Annotated in this window: 13 protein-coding genes and 1 pseudogene; 12 read left to right on the forward strand and 2 right to left on the reverse strand. The window is 72.0% G+C overall.

Features of this window, described 5'->3' with window-relative positions; translation table 11 throughout:
• Positions 1 to 12 precede the first annotated feature (12 nt).
• Positions 13 to 474 carry a GNAT family N-acetyltransferase gene (locus O7614_RS08330; RefSeq protein ID WP_278137894.1) on the forward strand — a complete coding sequence of 154 codons (462 nt, stop codon included), beginning with the start codon at positions 13 to 15 and terminating at the stop codon, positions 472 to 474.
• A 101-nt stretch (positions 475 to 575) separates the two neighbouring features.
• Here O7614_RS08330 and rpmB read toward each other — a convergent pair whose 3' ends face one another.
• Entirely contained in the window at positions 576 to 767 is a 192-nt protein-coding gene (rpmB, locus tag O7614_RS08335; RefSeq protein WP_011905179.1) for a 50S ribosomal protein L28, read from the reverse strand.
• Positions 768 to 1,054: 287 nt separating this feature from the next.
• Here rpmB and O7614_RS08340 point away from each other — a divergent pair, with 287 nt between their 5' ends.
• The gene (locus O7614_RS08340) at positions 1,055 to 2,668 is read left to right on the forward strand and encodes a DAK2 domain-containing protein (RefSeq protein WP_278137895.1); all 1,614 of its coding nucleotides are present in this window, start codon (positions 1,055 to 1,057) and stop codon (positions 2,666 to 2,668) included.
• Positions 2,665 to 4,863 (forward strand): ATP-dependent DNA helicase RecG, encoded by a 2,199-nt coding sequence (gene recG / locus O7614_RS08345; RefSeq protein WP_278137896.1) that lies wholly within the window; start codon positions 2,665 to 2,667, stop codon positions 4,861 to 4,863. Before O7614_RS08340 ends, recG begins: the two co-directional genes overlap by 4 nt.
• A gap of 101 nt (positions 4,864 to 4,964) precedes the next feature.
• Here recG and O7614_RS08350 read toward each other — a convergent pair whose 3' ends face one another.
• The gene (locus O7614_RS08350) at positions 4,965 to 6,473 is read right to left on the reverse strand and encodes a cell wall anchor protein (protein WP_278137897.1); all 1,509 of its coding nucleotides are present in this window, start codon (positions 6,471 to 6,473) and stop codon (positions 4,965 to 4,967) included.
• A gap of 305 nt (positions 6,474 to 6,778) precedes the next feature.
• Here O7614_RS08350 and rsmD point away from each other — a divergent pair, with 305 nt between their 5' ends.
• The 9 genes and pseudogenes from rsmD (at position 6,779) to O7614_RS08395 (ending at position 14,748) form a co-directional block, all read left to right on the forward strand.
• On the forward strand, positions 6,779 to 7,342 hold the full coding sequence (rsmD, locus tag O7614_RS08355; RefSeq protein WP_278137898.1) for a 16S rRNA (guanine(966)-N(2))-methyltransferase RsmD: 564 nt from the start codon (positions 6,779 to 6,781) through the stop codon (positions 7,340 to 7,342).
• The gene (coaD, locus tag O7614_RS08360) at positions 7,339 to 7,821 is read left to right on the forward strand and encodes a pantetheine-phosphate adenylyltransferase (protein WP_278137899.1); all 483 of its coding nucleotides are present in this window, start codon (positions 7,339 to 7,341) and stop codon (positions 7,819 to 7,821) included. The genes rsmD and coaD overlap by 4 nt, the downstream gene beginning before the upstream one ends.
• Positions 7,822 to 8,049: 228 nt before the next feature.
• On the forward strand, positions 8,050 to 8,547 hold the full coding sequence (locus tag O7614_RS08365) for a hypothetical protein (protein WP_088991070.1): 498 nt from the start codon (positions 8,050 to 8,052) through the stop codon (positions 8,545 to 8,547).
• A gap of 111 nt (positions 8,548 to 8,658) precedes the next feature.
• Positions 8,659 to 9,222, forward strand: a complete 564-nt coding sequence (locus O7614_RS08370; protein WP_278137900.1) for a YceD family protein — start codon at positions 8,659 to 8,661, stop codon at positions 9,220 to 9,222.
• A gap of 5 nt (positions 9,223 to 9,227) precedes the next feature.
• Positions 9,228 to 9,401 (forward strand): 50S ribosomal protein L32, encoded by a 174-nt coding sequence (gene rpmF, locus O7614_RS08375; protein ID WP_030335284.1) that lies wholly within the window; start codon positions 9,228 to 9,230, stop codon positions 9,399 to 9,401.
• 111 nt (positions 9,402 to 9,512) lie between these two features.
• On the forward strand, positions 9,513 to 10,499 hold the full coding sequence (locus tag O7614_RS08380) for a phosphate acyltransferase PlsX (protein WP_278137901.1): 987 nt from the start codon (positions 9,513 to 9,515) through the stop codon (positions 10,497 to 10,499).
• Positions 10,496 to 11,203: pseudogene (gene rnc, locus O7614_RS08385) on the forward strand (ribonuclease III); the annotation flags it as partial. The gene O7614_RS08380 and the pseudogene rnc, both read left to right, overlap by 4 nt.
• A 244-nt stretch (positions 11,204 to 11,447) precedes the next feature.
• Positions 11,448 to 12,305, forward strand: a complete 858-nt coding sequence (mutM, locus tag O7614_RS08390) for a bifunctional DNA-formamidopyrimidine glycosylase/DNA-(apurinic or apyrimidinic site) lyase (RefSeq protein ID WP_278137902.1) — start codon at positions 11,448 to 11,450, stop codon at positions 12,303 to 12,305.
• Positions 12,306 to 12,528: 223 nt separating this feature from the next.
• Positions 12,529 to 14,748 (forward strand): MMPL family transporter, encoded by a 2,220-nt coding sequence (locus O7614_RS08395; protein WP_278137903.1) that lies wholly within the window; start codon positions 12,529 to 12,531, stop codon positions 14,746 to 14,748.
• The last annotated feature ends 5 nt before the right edge of the window (positions 14,749 to 14,753 follow it).

Raw genomic sequence — 14,753 nt, forward strand, 5'->3', positions numbered from 1 at the left:
ACCCTGGATACCGTGAGTGAGATCGAGATCCGGGCGGTGCGGTTCGACGCGCCGGTGGCACAGCAGTTGATCCGAGCCGCACTGGCCGACCTCGGTGCCCGCTACGGCGGCTCCGGCGACGACACCCCGGTGGACGCGGCCGAGTTCGAGTCGCCCGACGGCGCGTTCCTGGTCGCCTACCTGGCCGGTGAGCCGGTCGGCTGCGGTGGCTGGCGCAGCCACGGCCCGGACACCGCAGAGCTGAAGCGGATGTACACGGCACCGGCGGCGCGAGGGCGGGGCGTGGCCCGCACGGTCCTGGCGGCCGTCGAGCGCTCGGCGCGCGAGCAGGGCCGCAAGCGGGTGGTCCTGGAGTGCGGAGACAAGCAGCCCGAGGCGATCGCCATGTACCGCTCCGCCGGATACGAGCGGATCCCGAACTTCGGCTTCTACAAGGACGCGGAGGGCTGCGTCTCCTTCGGCCGCACCCTCTGACCTGCGGGTCTGCGGCGAGCGCCCCCGGGCGCGAACACGACAGAGCCGGCGGACCTCAGGGTCCGCCGGCTGAGCCGTACGAGGAAGTGGGTGCTACCGCGTCAGGCGCGGGTGACCTTGCCGGCCTTGATGCACGAGGTGCAGACCTTCAACTTCTTGGTGTTGCCGCCACCGGCCGGGGTACGCACCGACTGGATGTTCGGGTTCCAGCGGCGGTTGGTCCGCCGGTGCGAGTGGGACACGTTGTGGCCGAAGCCCGGTCCCTTGCCACAGACGTCGCACACGCTAGCCACGGGATACTCCTGGGATTGATACGTTCATGGGGTCGCCGGCAGGTGCTGCCCGGGCAACCTGGTCAGGTTACCCGATGACTCGCCGACCCGGCCAACCGGCCCGGTCCGGCGCTCGGCCGTGCTCCGGCTCCCGCCTGGTCGCGGGCCCGTCCGCCCGAGAGTGGGCCGGCCCGGCGGCGAGGTTACCGGAGGGGCTCGTCCGCGTTGCGGTCGCCACTGGACCGGGACGCGGAGGACACGCCGGACGAGTCCGCCACGTGTCGGGGCGCGCAAGTAGGCTTCTGCCCGTGCTGGACACCCTCGACGCCGCCACGGTCCGCCGGTGGTGCGCGAGCGGGTTGGCCGCGCTCAAGCGCCACCAGGGCGAGATCGACCAGCTCAACGTCTATCCGGTCCCCGACGGCGACACCGGCACCAACCTGGTGCTCACCCTCACCTCGGCCCAGCAGGCCCTCGCGATGGACCTGGACACTCTCCCCGACAGCGGGCCGACCGCACACGGGCACGCGCTGCGGCTGATGGCGCAGGGCGCGCTGCTCGGCGCGCGGGGCAACTCCGGGGTGATCCTCTCGCAGATCCTGCGCGGGTTCGCCGATCAGGTGGCCGTGGTGCCGGCGGTGCGCGGCCGGGAGTTGGCCTCCGCGCTGCGCTCCGGCACGGCGGCCGCGTACACCGCGGTCGCCCGTCCGGTCGAGGGCACCCTGCTCACGGTGGTCGCGGCGGCCGCCACCGCCGCCGAACAGGCGGACAGCGACGACCTGCCGGCGGTGGCCCGCGCGGCGGCCCGCGCCGCCGCCGAGGCGCTCGCTCGGACCCCGGAGCAACTGCCGGCGTTGGCCCGCGCGGGTGTCGTCGACGCCGGTGGCCGAGGGCTCTGCGTGCTGCTCGACGCTCTGGTCGCGGTGCTCACCGGCGAGACGGCGGCCCGGCCCGCGCCGACGCCGCGCTCCGCCCGCCCGGCGGCCACCGTCGCCCGGGAGACCGGGTCCGAGGAGTACGCGTACGAGGTGCAGTTCCTGCTCGACGCCCGGGCGGAGGCGGTCGCCGGGTTGCGGCGGACGCTCGACGCGTTGGGCGATTCCCTGGTCGTCGTCGGTGACGGGCGGGAGCCGGAGGGCACCTGGAACGTGCACGTGCACGTCAACGACGTGGGCGCGGCAGTCGAGGCGGGGGTGACCGCCGGTCGTCCGTACCGGATCTCGGTGACCCGCTTCGCCGACCAGCCGGAGCCACCCCCCGGCCCGCTGGCGACCGGCCGGGCGGCGGTGGTGGTCGCCACCGGGGGTGGCATCGCCGAACTGTTCGCCGCGGAGGGCGCGACGGTGGTGCCCGGCAACCCGTCCACCGGTGAGTTGCTGGACGCCGTCCGTAGCACCGGTGCGGCCCGGGTGGTGGTGTTGCCCAACGACGCCAACACGGAGGCGGTGGCCAGCGCGGCGGCCCGCGAGGCCCACCGACTCGGCATCAAGGTGAGCGTGGTGCCGACCCGATCGCCCGTGCAGGCGCTCGCCGCCCTCGCCGTCCGCGACGGCGACCGCCGCTTCGAGGACGACGTGATCGCGATGGCCGAGGCGGCCGGCGCCTGCCGCTACGCCGAGGTCTGTCACGCCAGCCGGGAGGCGCTGACCGTGGCCGGCCCGTGTCGGCCCGGCGACGTGCTGGCGCTGGTCGAGGGGGAGGTGCACCTGATCGGCACAGACCTCACCGACACCTGCTCCGCCGTGGTCGACCGGATGCTCGGCGGCGGTGGCGAGATGGTCACCCTGTTGGCCGGTCTGGACGCCCCGGCCGGGCTCACCGACGCCGTGCGCGCGCACGTCGCGAGTCGCTGGCCGTTCGTCGAGGTGCACGCGTACCCGGGGGGCCAGCCGTTTTATCCGCTCCTGGTAGGGATCGAATGAGCGAACCAGCCACCGTGGACACTCCGCTGAAGAAGCTGGTCGGGGACAAGACAGCCAAGGCGCTGGCCGCGCACCTCGACCTGCACACAGCGGGTGACCTGGTCTACCACTTCCCACGTCGCTACGACGAGCGCGGCGAGCACACCGACATCCGGTCGCTCGACGTCGGCGAGCAGGTCACCGTGCTGGCCCAGGTGCAGCGCACCACCGTGCGCCCGATGCGGCAGCGGCGGGGCAACCTGCTGGAGGTGACCGTCGGCGACGGCTCCGGCGGAGTGTTGACGCTGACGTTCTTCGGCAACCAGGCGTGGCGTGAGCGGGAGCTGCGTCCCGGTCGGTGGGGGCTGTTCGCCGGCAAGGTCACCGAGTTCCGGGGCAAACGACAGCTCAACGGCCCGGAGTACGTCCTGCTCGGCGAGGGTGGGGACGGCGAGGCGGCGGTGAGCGACGAGATCGAGGAGTTCGCCGGCGCGCTGATCCCCGTCTACCCAGCCGCCGCAGCCCTGCCGACCTGGGTGATCGCACGGTGCGTACGGGTCGTGCTGGACACGTTCACCCCGCCGGACGACCCGCTGCCCGCCGACGTGCGGGCCAGTCGCAAGCTGGTCGGGCTGGGCACCGCGCTGAAGGAGATCCACCGGCCGTCCAGCAAGGAGGCACTGCACCGGGCGCGGCGGCGGCTCAAGTGGGACGAGGCGTTCGCCGTCCAGTTGACCCTGGTGCAGCGCAAGCACCGGGCAGCCGACTGGCCGGCCCGACCCCGCCCGGCCCGCCAGGGTGGGCTGCTGGAGGCCTTCGACGCCCGTCTGCCGTACGAGCTGACGGCCGGCCAGCGTGACGTCGGCGTGGAGATCGCCGAGGATCTGGCCGCACCGCACCCGATGCACCGCCTGTTGCAGGGCGAGGTGGGCTCCGGCAAGACGGTGGTGGCGTTGCGGGCGATGCTCCAGGTGGTCGACGCGGGCGGCCAGGCCGCGCTGCTGGCGCCCACCGAGGTGCTGGCCGCCCAGCACCACCGCGGCATGCTCGACCTGCTCGGGCCGCTCGGCAGAGCCGGCGAACTGGGTTCGGCAGACCAGGCCACCCGGGTCGAGCTGGTCACCGGCTCGCTGGGCGCGGCGGCCCGACGGCGGGCGCTCGGCGAGGTCGCCAGCGGTGCCGCCGGCATCGTGCTCGGCACCCACGCCCTGCTCTACGAGGGGGTCGACTTCGCCGATCTCGGCCTGGTGGTCGTCGACGAGCAACACCGCTTCGGCGTGGAGCAACGCGACGCCCTGCGAGCCAAGGCCGACCAGCCGCCGCACGTGCTGGTGATGACGGCCACCCCGATCCCGCGCACGGTGGCGATGACCGTCTACGGCGACCTGGAGGTCTCCACTCTCTCCCAGTTGCCCCGGGGGCGGTCGCCGATCGCCTCGCACGTGGTGCCCGCCGCCGAGAAGCCGGCCTACCTCGATCGGGCCTGGCGTCGGCTGCGCGAGGAGGTGTCCGCCGGCCACCAGGCGTACGTGGTGTGTCCGCGGATCGGGGACGGGCCGGCGTCGGAGGATGAGCCGCCACCCGACGACGACAACGGCCGCCGGCCGCCGCTGGCGGTGACCGAGGTGGCCCCGCTGCTGGCCGAGGGCCCGCTGCACGGGCTGAAGATCGGGGTGCTGCACGGTCGCCTGCCGGCCGACGAGAAGGACGCGGTGATGCGCTCCTTCGCGGCCGGTGACCTGGACGTACTGGTGGCGACCACGGTGATCGAGGTCGGCGTGGACGTGCCGAACGCGACCGTGATGATCGTGCTGGACGCCGACCGCTTCGGTGTCTCCCAACTGCACCAGTTGCGGGGCCGGGTCGGCCGGGGTGCCGCCGCCGGGCTCTGTCTGCTGGTCAGCGAGGCGGCCGAGGGCTCGTCGGCGCGGGAGCGGCTGGACGCGGTGGCATCCACGAGTGACGGTTTCAAGCTCGCCGAGCTGGATCTCGAGCAGCGCCGCGAGGGTGACGTGCTGGGTGCCACCCAGTCCGGTCACCGGTCGCACCTGCGGCTGCTCTCGTTGCGGCGGGACGCCGAGCTGATCCGCGACGCCCGCGCCGAGGCGATCACCCTGATCGAGGACGACCCGGAGCTGACCCGCAACCCGGCGCTGGCCGCCTCGGTTGCCGCCCTGGTGGACGAGGACCGCGCGGAGTACCTGGAGAAGGGCTGAGACCGCCTGACCTGCCGGGGCATCGGCAGCCGACCGACTGCATGACGAAGGGCGCGCCGACCGGATGGTCGACGCGCCCTCAGTTGTCAGAGCGGGGTGTCTCAGGCGGTGAAGGTCACCCGACGACGCCGAGCGATGACGAAGAGCACCGCGCCCGCGATCAGCAGCGCGATCGCGCCGGCGGCGATGCCGCCCGCCGCCGCACCGGTGACCGGGAGGCCCGGCTCCTCGCCGCCGGCGCCACCGCCGCCGCAGTTGCCCTCCGGCGTGTAGACCGCTTCCATCTCCAGGTCGAGGTCAGGCAGCGCGACGAGCGCCGTCTCGGCCTTGCCGGCCGGGAAGGTCACGGTCTCCGACTTGCCGGCCGCGACCGTACGGGTCTCGTTCTTGTCGCCGTAGGTGAACGTCGCCTTGACCGGGAGGCCACCCTCGGGGTTGGTCACGGTGAGGGCGAAGTCCTTGCAGTCGGCCTTGGTGGTGACGGCCGGCAGCGGGCAGTCCTCGGGGCGCTGCCACGAGTACGTCCCGTTCTCGACCACCTTGCCGTCGACCAGCACCTCGATCTTGCCGGCGTCCGCGGCGGGCACGACGACGCTGGTGTCGGCCTTACCGGCGGCGACGGAGACCTTCTTGGAGAAGCCGTTCTCGGCCTTCACCTCGAACTCGACCGCGTACTTGCTGATCTTGCCGTCGTTGCTGAGCGACACGGCGACCGAACCGTCGCAGTTGGACGCGAAGGTCGAGGCCGGCGTGGTGCAGCTCTTGCTGCCGCCGTTGTACCAGCCCTGCGGGCCCTTCGACCGGTTGCCCGGGGCGCCCTGGGAGCCGAGCTTCTTGTTGTCGTAGCGCTTGCCGCCGTCAACCAGCTCGTCGATGACCTGGTCCTTGCCGCCCCAGATCAGGTCGACCTGGGTGTGGCAGTCCGGGATCTCCACGTTCAGCGTGATCTCGGTCTGGGTGCCGCCGATCCAGTTGCTGTCCGGCGTGCCGTAGACGTACTGCGGGGTGGCGAACTGCGGCCGGGGCGCGAAGTACGACACCAGCGTGAACCACTGCTTGCCCTCGCCGCAGAGCGGCAGGTCACCGTCGAGCTTGACGGTGGCGGTGCCCTTCGGGCCGTCGAAGGTGTGGCTGTACTTCGCCTTGTCGACGTCGACGCACTTCGGAGCCGGCGCGCAGGAACTGTCGGCGGCCAGGTTGATGCTGCCGTTGTTGGTGGCTTCCTGACCGTTCTTCTTCCACTTGCCGAAGACGGTGAGCTTGGCGGTGGCGGTGTCGCCCGGCACTCGCTGGACGGCCACGACGCTGCCGCCCTTGGGGATGACGGAGCCCTTCAGCGGGACCGCGTTGGAGCCCTCGACCGGCACGGTGACCTCGGTCGACGGTTCCGCGGTCACCTTCTTGAGGGTGACGGCCTTGTCGCGCTCGCTGTTCTCCACCGTCCACGTGATCACGCGCTCGCCGGTGAGCCGGTCACAGTCGGCTACTGCGGTGATCGTGGTGTGGTGCGCGCTGGCCGGGCCGGCCACCGCGACTGCCCCGGTGAGGCCGATGAGGGCGGCTCCCAGGATGGCCAGCGGTCGCTGTAGCGACAGCTTGGGACGGATCACGGGTACTCCTGGAGTGCTGAAGCGTCAGGGGTGTGGCACGGGAGTGACAGTGGACGGTCGCTGCACGTCCGATCGGAGAGGCGCCCTCCCGTACCGCGGGCCGGTGGGTTGCCGCCGGCACCCGGCAGACCCTAGCGAGATCGTCGGTCGTGAGACAGCGCTCAGGATTTGCTAAGACGGATGTTATGAAGTTGAGATCATTGATATACGAGAAGTGATCACGTGATCGTCGTGGCGGTACCGACCGTGTCGGTCGGTCGGCCCGACGGGTCGCGTAGCGTCGCGGGCATGAGCAGGTGCAGACGGTGACCCGGATCGTGGCCGGCACACTCGGTGGCCGGCGGATCGCCGCGCCTCCCGGTGCTGGCACCAGGCCCACGTCCGACCGGGTTCGGGAGGCGCTGTTCAGCGCCGTCGAGGCCGAGGTCGACCTCGACGGTGCCCGCTTCGCCGACCTGTACGCCGGTTCCGGCGCGGTCGGGCTGGAGGCGCTCTCCCGAGGTGCCCGGCACGTGCTGCTCGTCGAGTCCGACCAACGGGCGGCCCGCGTGATCCGGGAGAACGTCGCGACCCTGGGCGTCGGCTCGGCTGCCCGACTGGTCGCCGGCAAGGTGGCGACGGTGCTGGCCACGGGCCCGGAGGGCGGCCCGTACGACGTGGTCTTCGCCGACCCGCCCTACGCGGTGCCGGACGAGGAGATCACCGCGCTGTTGGCCGCGCTCGTCGGCGGCGACTGGCTGGCACCCGACGCGCTGGTGGTGGTGGAGCGGTCCAGTCGCACCAGGCAGTTCGACTGGGTGGACGGGATCACCTCGGACCGTAGTCGCCGTTACGGCGAGACCACACTTTGGTACGGTCGCCGATCATGAGACGTGCGGTGTGCCCCGGTTCGTTCGATCCGGTCACCAACGGACACCTCGACATCATCGGGCGGGCCAGCCGGCTCTTCGACGAGGTGATCGTCGGTGTGCTGGTGAACCAGTCGAAGAGTGGTCTGTTCACCGTCGAGGAGCGGATCGACATGCTCCGCGAGGTGACCTCGTCGTACGGGAACGTGCGGGTCGAGTCGTTCCGCGGGCTGCTGGTCGACTTCTGCCGGGCCCAGCAGGCGAGTGTGCTGATCAAGGGCCTGCGTGCGGTCAGCGACTTCGACTACGAGTTGCAGATGGCCCAGATGAACATCGGGCTGGCGGGTGTCGAGACGCTCTTCATGCCGACCAACCCGCTCTACTCGTTCCTCTCGTCGAGCCTGGTCAAGGACGTGGCCAAGTGGGGTGGCGACATCTCCGCCCATGTCCCCGACCCGGTCCGTAAGGCTCTCCAGGCCCGTCTCGGCCCCCGTACCTGATCCACCCGGTGCCGGCGATCGCACCGGCCCCGGCAGGCGGGACGCCCCTTTTGCGAGAAATCGAGGCAAGAGTGCGGGCACGGTGGGCGCCGGGTGACGATGTCGCGACGCGCCGGGTAGGGGCGGATGGGGCGCGGGTGGGGCGGGCACGCCATGATTGGTGGCGCGGGGAACGGCCGTAGCCCGCATCATGGAGGTCGGCCGCAGAACGACAGGAGTGAGGTACCGGTGGACCCGCTCGATCGCATCGACGAACTGATCGCCATGGTGGAGCAGGCCCGCTCCGTCCCGATGTCGCGCAACAACTGCATGGTCGACCGGGGCGAGACGATCGCGGCCCTCGACGAGATACGTGCCGACCTCCCCGCCGACCTGCGTCGCGCCGCCGCGCTCCTGGAGGAGCGGGACAAGATCATGGAGGCCGGCAAGCGGGAGGCGGACCGGATCATCAGCGAGGGTGAGGCAGAACACGCCCGCCTGGTCTCGGTGAACGAGATCACCGTGTCCGCCGAGCACGAGGGTGCCCGGATCATCGCCGAGGCCCGGGCCGAGGCGCAGCGCCTGCGGGAGGAGGTCGACGACTACGTCGACACCGCGCTGGCCAACTTCGAACAGTTCCTCACCCGGGCGCTGGCCTCGATAGAGCGCGGCCGGGACAAGATGCACGCCCTGCGCGAGATCGGAACCTTCGCTGGGGACGAGGCGGAACGCCCGCTACCCTTCTGAGCGGCACCTCACCAGCCGACATTCTCGCCGCAGGCGTCGCCCCCGGTTCGACGGTCCGGCGGTCGTCCAGGTAACCTTTTTTGTCGGCCTCTCACCGGCCGGAGTCTAACTATGCCCAAGCACTCGCCATCGACACTCAACCCCAGGTCGCCGCTGGTCCTCGACACGAGGGACCTGCCGCGCCGCCCTGGTGCGTTGCGTGAGGTCCAGCGGGTCGTGCCGGCACCGGCGGACCTCGGTGTGGAGTTGATCGGCGTGCCGGAGGGCGCGGACCTCGACCTCGATCTGAGGTTGCAGTCGGTGTCCGAGGGCGTGCTCGTCTCCGGGACCATCACCGGTCCCGTCAAGGGCGAGTGCGGCCGTTGCCTGCGCGAGATCAACGACTCGATGGGCGTGACGATCCAGGAGCTGTACGCGTACGAGGACAGCACCACGGACGCCACGACCGACGAGGACGAGGTGGGCCGGATGCAGGGCGATCTGATCGACCTGGAGCCGGCGCTGCGGGACGCGTTGGTGCTCACGCTGCCGACCAACCCGCTCTGCCGGGAGGACTGCCCAGGACTGTGCCCTGAATGCGGGGCGCACTGGGACGATCTGCCGGCCGACCACAGTCACCAGCAGATCGACCCGCGTTGGGCGGGCCTGTCGCAACTGACCGTTACAGAGGAGTAAGAACCGTGGCCGTCCCGAAGCGCAAGATGTCGCGCAGCAACACCCGGTCCCGCCGGGCGAACTGGAAGGCGACCGTGGTCGCGACCGTTGCGTGCCCGCAGTGCAAGTCCCCGAAGCTGCCGCACGCCGCCTGCTCCGTCTGCGGCACCTACAACGGCCGCCAGGTTCTCGAGGTCTGACCTGGACGCCCAGTGACGCCCCCGACCTCAGGTCGGGCGGCGCACGCATCCTGGCATTCGCCCGGTGCCCCGGCTCCCTCCGACGCCCGGCCGACTCCGGCCGGCGTTCCCGTGGAGCCGGGCACCGCGCGGATCGCCGTTGACCTCCTCGGCGGGGACGACGCTCCCGCCGTCGTGGTTGACGGCGCTCTGCGGGCCATGCGCGCCGACCCTGACCTGCACCTGCTCCTCGTCGGCCCGGCCGAGGTCGCCGACGAGTTGATCGCTGCCCTCGATCCGGCGCAGCGCGTCCGGATCGCGGTGCGGCCCGTCCGCGACGTCGTCGGCATGGCCGACCACCCCAGTGCCGCCCGTGCGGAGAGCACCGTCCGCGCCGCGGTCACCGCCGTCCGCGACGGCACCGCCGACGCCCTGGTGTCCGCCGGTGCCACCGGTGCCACCGTCACCGCTGCCGTTCTCGGCCTCGGCCGCTGGCCGGAGATCCGCCAACCCGCCCTGGTCGCCACCCTGCCCGCCGTGGCCGGGCCGGTCGTCCTGCTCGACGTCGGCGGCTCCCTGGAGCCCCGCCCGGCCACTCTCGCCCGCCACGCCGTGCTCGGCGCCGCGTACGCCGCGGTCGCCCACTCGATCGCCGCGCCCCGGGTCGGTCTGCTGTCGGTCGGCACCGAGGCCGGCAAGGGCGACCGGGTCCGCCGGGCCACCGACCCGTTGCTCGCCGTCGAACCGCTCCCGGGTGGGGCGCGCTACGTCGGCCTGGTCGAGGGGTACGACGTGACCCTCGGCGCGCGCGCCGATGTGGTCGTCACCGACGGCTTCACCGGTAACGTGCTGCTCAAGGCCATCGAGGGCGCGTACGCCATGGCCGGCGGCCCTCCGGCCGAGGGGGGCGCCCCCCGCGCTGCCGCCCTGCTGGGCGTGGCGGGGACGGTGGTCGTCTGCCACGGTTCCGCGCGCGTCGCCGACGTCGCCTCCGGCATCGCCCTCGCCGCCCACCTGTGGCGGCGGCGCGCCACCGATCTGGTCTCCGCGTTGCTCGACGGCGACGCCGCGACGGATCGCACCAACCGTTCCACCGACACCGAGGTACGCACATCATGAGCAACGACAAGAGGCGGCGGGCGTCCGTCGGTCACCTGGAAGCCGCCTTCGGCGTGAGCCTCGAACCCGAGTTGCTCCAGCGCGCGCTGACCCATCGCTCGTACGCGTACGAGAACGGTGGGCTGCCCACCAACGAGCGGCTGGAGTTCCTCGGCGACTCGGTGCTCGGCGTGGTGATCACCACGGCGCTGTTCCACAACCACCCGGACCTCCCCGAGGGCCAGCTGGCCAAGTTGCGCGCCAGCGTGGTCAACATGAGGGCGCTCGCCGACGTGGCCCGTGGTCTGGGCCCGGACGGCCTTGGCGCGTACCTGCTGCTCGGCAAGGGCGAGGAGACCACCGGCGGTCGGGACAAGGCAAGCATCCTGGCCGACACGCTGGAGGCCCTGCTCGGTGCGATCTACCTCCAGTACGGGCTGGACACCACGGGCATCGTCATCCATCGACTCTTCGACCCGTTGATGGCCGAGTCGGCCGGGCGGGGCGCCGCCCTGGACTGGAAGACCAGCCTGCAGGAGCTGACGGCGGCGCTCGGGCTCGGCGTTCCGGAGTACCGGATCGAGGGCACCGGTCCGGACCATCTCAAGACGTTCACCGCGTGGGTGGTGGTGGCCGGCAACCGGTACGGCGGTGCCGAGGGGCGCAGCAAGAAGGAGGCCGAGCAGCGCGCCGCCGAGGCGGCCTGGCGGACGCTCGCCGAACAGAACGGCCAGGACGGCGGTGCCCCCCAGAACGGCGCGGTAGGCCAGAACGGCGGTGCCGCCCAGAACGGCGCGGTCGGCCAGCACAGCCAGGGTCAGCCGATCGACCGGGGCGGCTCAGCCGACTCCGACGAGTCGGTCGGGACGCTGGAACGCGCCGACCGCGCGGCCGAGGCCGAGCAGGCCGACCACCTGGCGCAGGCTCTGCCGGCCGGGGGTGCCGACGACCACGAGACGGGGTTGCGGCGTGCCTGAGCTGCCCGAGGTCGAGACCGTCCGGCAGGGGCTGGCCGAGTGGGTCGTCGGCCGCCGGATCGTCTCGGTCGAGGTCCGCCACCCACGTGCGGTCCGCCGGCACGTTCCCGGTGACGTGCACTTCGCCGACGTGCTCGCCGGCCGGACGGTGCTCGACGCCCGCCGTCGCGGTAAGTACCTGTGGCTGCCACTGGACAGCGGCGACGCGATCATCGGCCACCTCGGCATGTCCGGTCAGATGCTGCTCCAGCCAAGCGGCACCACCGACGAGACCCATCTGCGGGTCCGGTTCCGATTCGCCGATGACGGGCCGGAGCTGCGTTTCGTCGACCAACGCACGTTCGGCGGGCTTTCGGTGAGCGAGGGCGGTGCGGAGTTGCCCGACGAGATCGCACACATCGCCCGTGACCCGATCGACCCGGAGTTCTCCGACGCGGGGTTCGTCGCCGCGTTGCGCCGACGGCACACCGAGGTGAAGCGGGCCCTGCTCGACCAGACCCTGATTTCCGGGGTGGGCAACATCTACGCCGACGAGGCGCTCTGGCGTGCCCGGCTGCATGGTGGCCGACCCACCGACGCGTTGACCGGTCCGGCCGCGCTGCGCCTGCTCGGCCATGTCCGCGACGTGCTCGGCGAGGCGATCAGGGAGGGCGGCACCAGCTTCGACGCCCTCTACGTCAACGTCAACGGGGAGAGCGGCTACTTCGACCGGGCGCTGAACGCGTACGGCCGCGAGGGCGAGCCGTGCCGTCGGTGCGGCGCGCCGATCCGTCGCGAGGCGTTCATGAACCGGTCCTCGTACAGCTGCCCGCGCTGCCAGCCGCGACCCCGGGGTCCGCTTCGGGGATGACCCGGAGTCGACTCCGGGGCGGCGTCGGCGGGTCGCGGCGGGCCGCTCCGGGCTGGACCCCGGCGTACGTCCGATTCGTGGGCTGATGCCCACCGCACCGCCCCCCGCCGGTCCATTCAGGGTTTCCGGGATGGGCCGGGGCCGATCCCCGATGTGACCGCCTCGTCACGCCCCTAGCGTCAGCACCGATGACTGGGGGGCTGACGTGACAGGGGGATCCGAGATGCGGGGAAGACCGGTGACGGTGCGGCTGGCGCGGTGGAGCGCCGAGCATCCGTGGCGCGCGATCGCGTTGTGGGCGGTGTTCGTGGCGGTGTGCTTCGTCGGCGGCAACGCCGCCGGTCTCAACGAGGCCACCAGCGGTGACCAGGCCATCGGTGAGGCGGGGCGGGCCGGCTTGATCGTGGACGGCGCCAACTTCGACGACCCGGCCGTGGACAACGTCCTGATCACCTCTCGGGGCGGTGCGCTGGACCAGGCCGCGGCCACGGCAGCCGCCGACGACGCGGCGGCCCGGCTGCGTACGGTCGTCGGGGTGGCCGCGGTGGGTCAGCCGGTCACGGCCCGGGACGGCTCGGCGCTGCTGGTTCCGATCACCATGTCCGGTGACCCGGAGACGGCCTCGGAGCGGGTGCAGCCGTTGCGCGACGCCACCGCCTCCGTGCAGGCCGCACATCCGCAGGTGCGCGTGGAGCAGGTCGGCGGGCCGTCGATCGGCCAGGCCCTCGACGACACCCTGGGCAAGGACTTCAAACGGGCCGAACTGCTCAGCCTGCCGGTCACCCTGGCGATCCTGATCATCGCGTTCGGGGCGCTGATCGCGGCCAGCGTACCGGTGCTGTTGGCGCTCTCGTCGGTCGCCGCCGCGATGGGTCTGTCCACCCTCGCCTCGCACCTGGTGCCGGCGACGGACACCACGGCCCCGGTGATCCTTCTGATCGGCATGGCGGTCGGTGTCGACTACTCGTTGTTCTACATCCGCCGGGAGCGGGAGGAACGTGCCAAGGGCCGCTCCGGCCTCGACGCCGTGGAGATCGCGGCGGAGACGTCCGGTCACGCGGTGGTGGTCTCCGGCCTCGCGGTGATGATCTCGATGGCCGGGTTGCTGCTCGCCGGTGACGTGGTCTTCTCGTCCCTTGCGGTCGGCTCGATCCTGGTGGTCGCCGTCGCGGTGACCGGCTCACTGACCGTGCTGCCGGCCCTGCTGGCCCGGCTCGGCCGTTGGGTCGACCGGCCCCGGGTGCCGCTGCTCTGGCGGCTGACCGCGCCGCGCACCGGCCGCCACGGTCAGCCCCGTGCGCCCCGGCTCTGGCCCGCTGTGCTCCGGCCGGCGCTGCGCGCGCCGGTGGTGACGCTGGTCATCTCGGTCGGACTGCTGCTCGCGCTGGCCGCGCCGGCGCTCGGCATGAAGCTGAAGTTCCCCGGCATGGAGGACCTGCCCCGCACCACGCCGGCGATGCAGGCGTACGACCGGCTCACCGCCGCGTTCCCGAGCACCGGCACCAATCACGTGGTGGCCGTGCGGGCGCCGGCCGACCAGGCCGACCGGGTACGCACCGCCCTCACCGACCTGTCCACCCGGGCGGCCGGCGACCCGCTGTTCGCCCCGGTCGAGGCGGACGGCCCGAAGATCGAGGTGTCGGCCGACCGGCGGGTGTCGGTGCTGGACGTCGCCACCCCGTACGCCAGCCGGGACGACCGGTCGGTGCAGTCGCTGGAGAAGCTGCGCGAGGACCTGGTCCCGGCCGGGTTGCGGGGCATCCCTGGCATCGAGTACGCGGTCGGCGGCAGCGTCGCCGACAGCGAGGACTACGCGGCCCACGTGCGGGACAAGTTGCCGTTGGTCATGGGCTTCGTGCTGGTGCTGACCTTCCTGGTCATGGTGTTCACCTTCCGGTCGGTGGTGGTCGCGGCGAGCTCGATCGCACTGAACCTGCTCTCCGCCGGTGCCGCGTACGGGCTGCTGGTGCTGGTCTTCCAGGGCGAGTGGGCCGAGGGGTTGCTCGGTTTCACGTCGATGGGTGCCATCGTGTCCTGGTTGCCGCTGTTCCTCTTCGTGGTGCTCTTCGGCCTGTCGATGGACTACCACGTCTTCGTGGTCAGCCGGATCCGCGAGGGGATCCGGTCCGGCATGCCCAACCGCGACGCCGTGTCCTACGGGATCACCTCGTCGGCCGGCGTCGTGACCAGCGCGGCGATCGTGATGGTCGGGGTCTTCTCGATCTTCGCCACGCTGAGCACGATCGACATGAAACAGCTCGGCATCGGCCTCGCGGCGGCGATCCTGCTGGACGCCACGATCATCCGGGGAGTGGTGTTGCCGGCGCTGATGACCATGTTGGGGGACGCCAACTGGTGGGCCCCGCGCTTCCTGCGCCCTCGCCCGGAGCCCGCGCCGGCCGATCCTCCGGCTCCCACCCCGGAGTTGGTGCCGGTGCCCTGACGTCG

Origin of the sequence: Micromonospora sp. WMMD961 (assembly GCF_029626145.1) — a bacterium.
In the GTDB taxonomy this organism is placed as follows: Bacteria; Actinomycetota; Actinomycetes; order Mycobacteriales; family Micromonosporaceae; genus Micromonospora.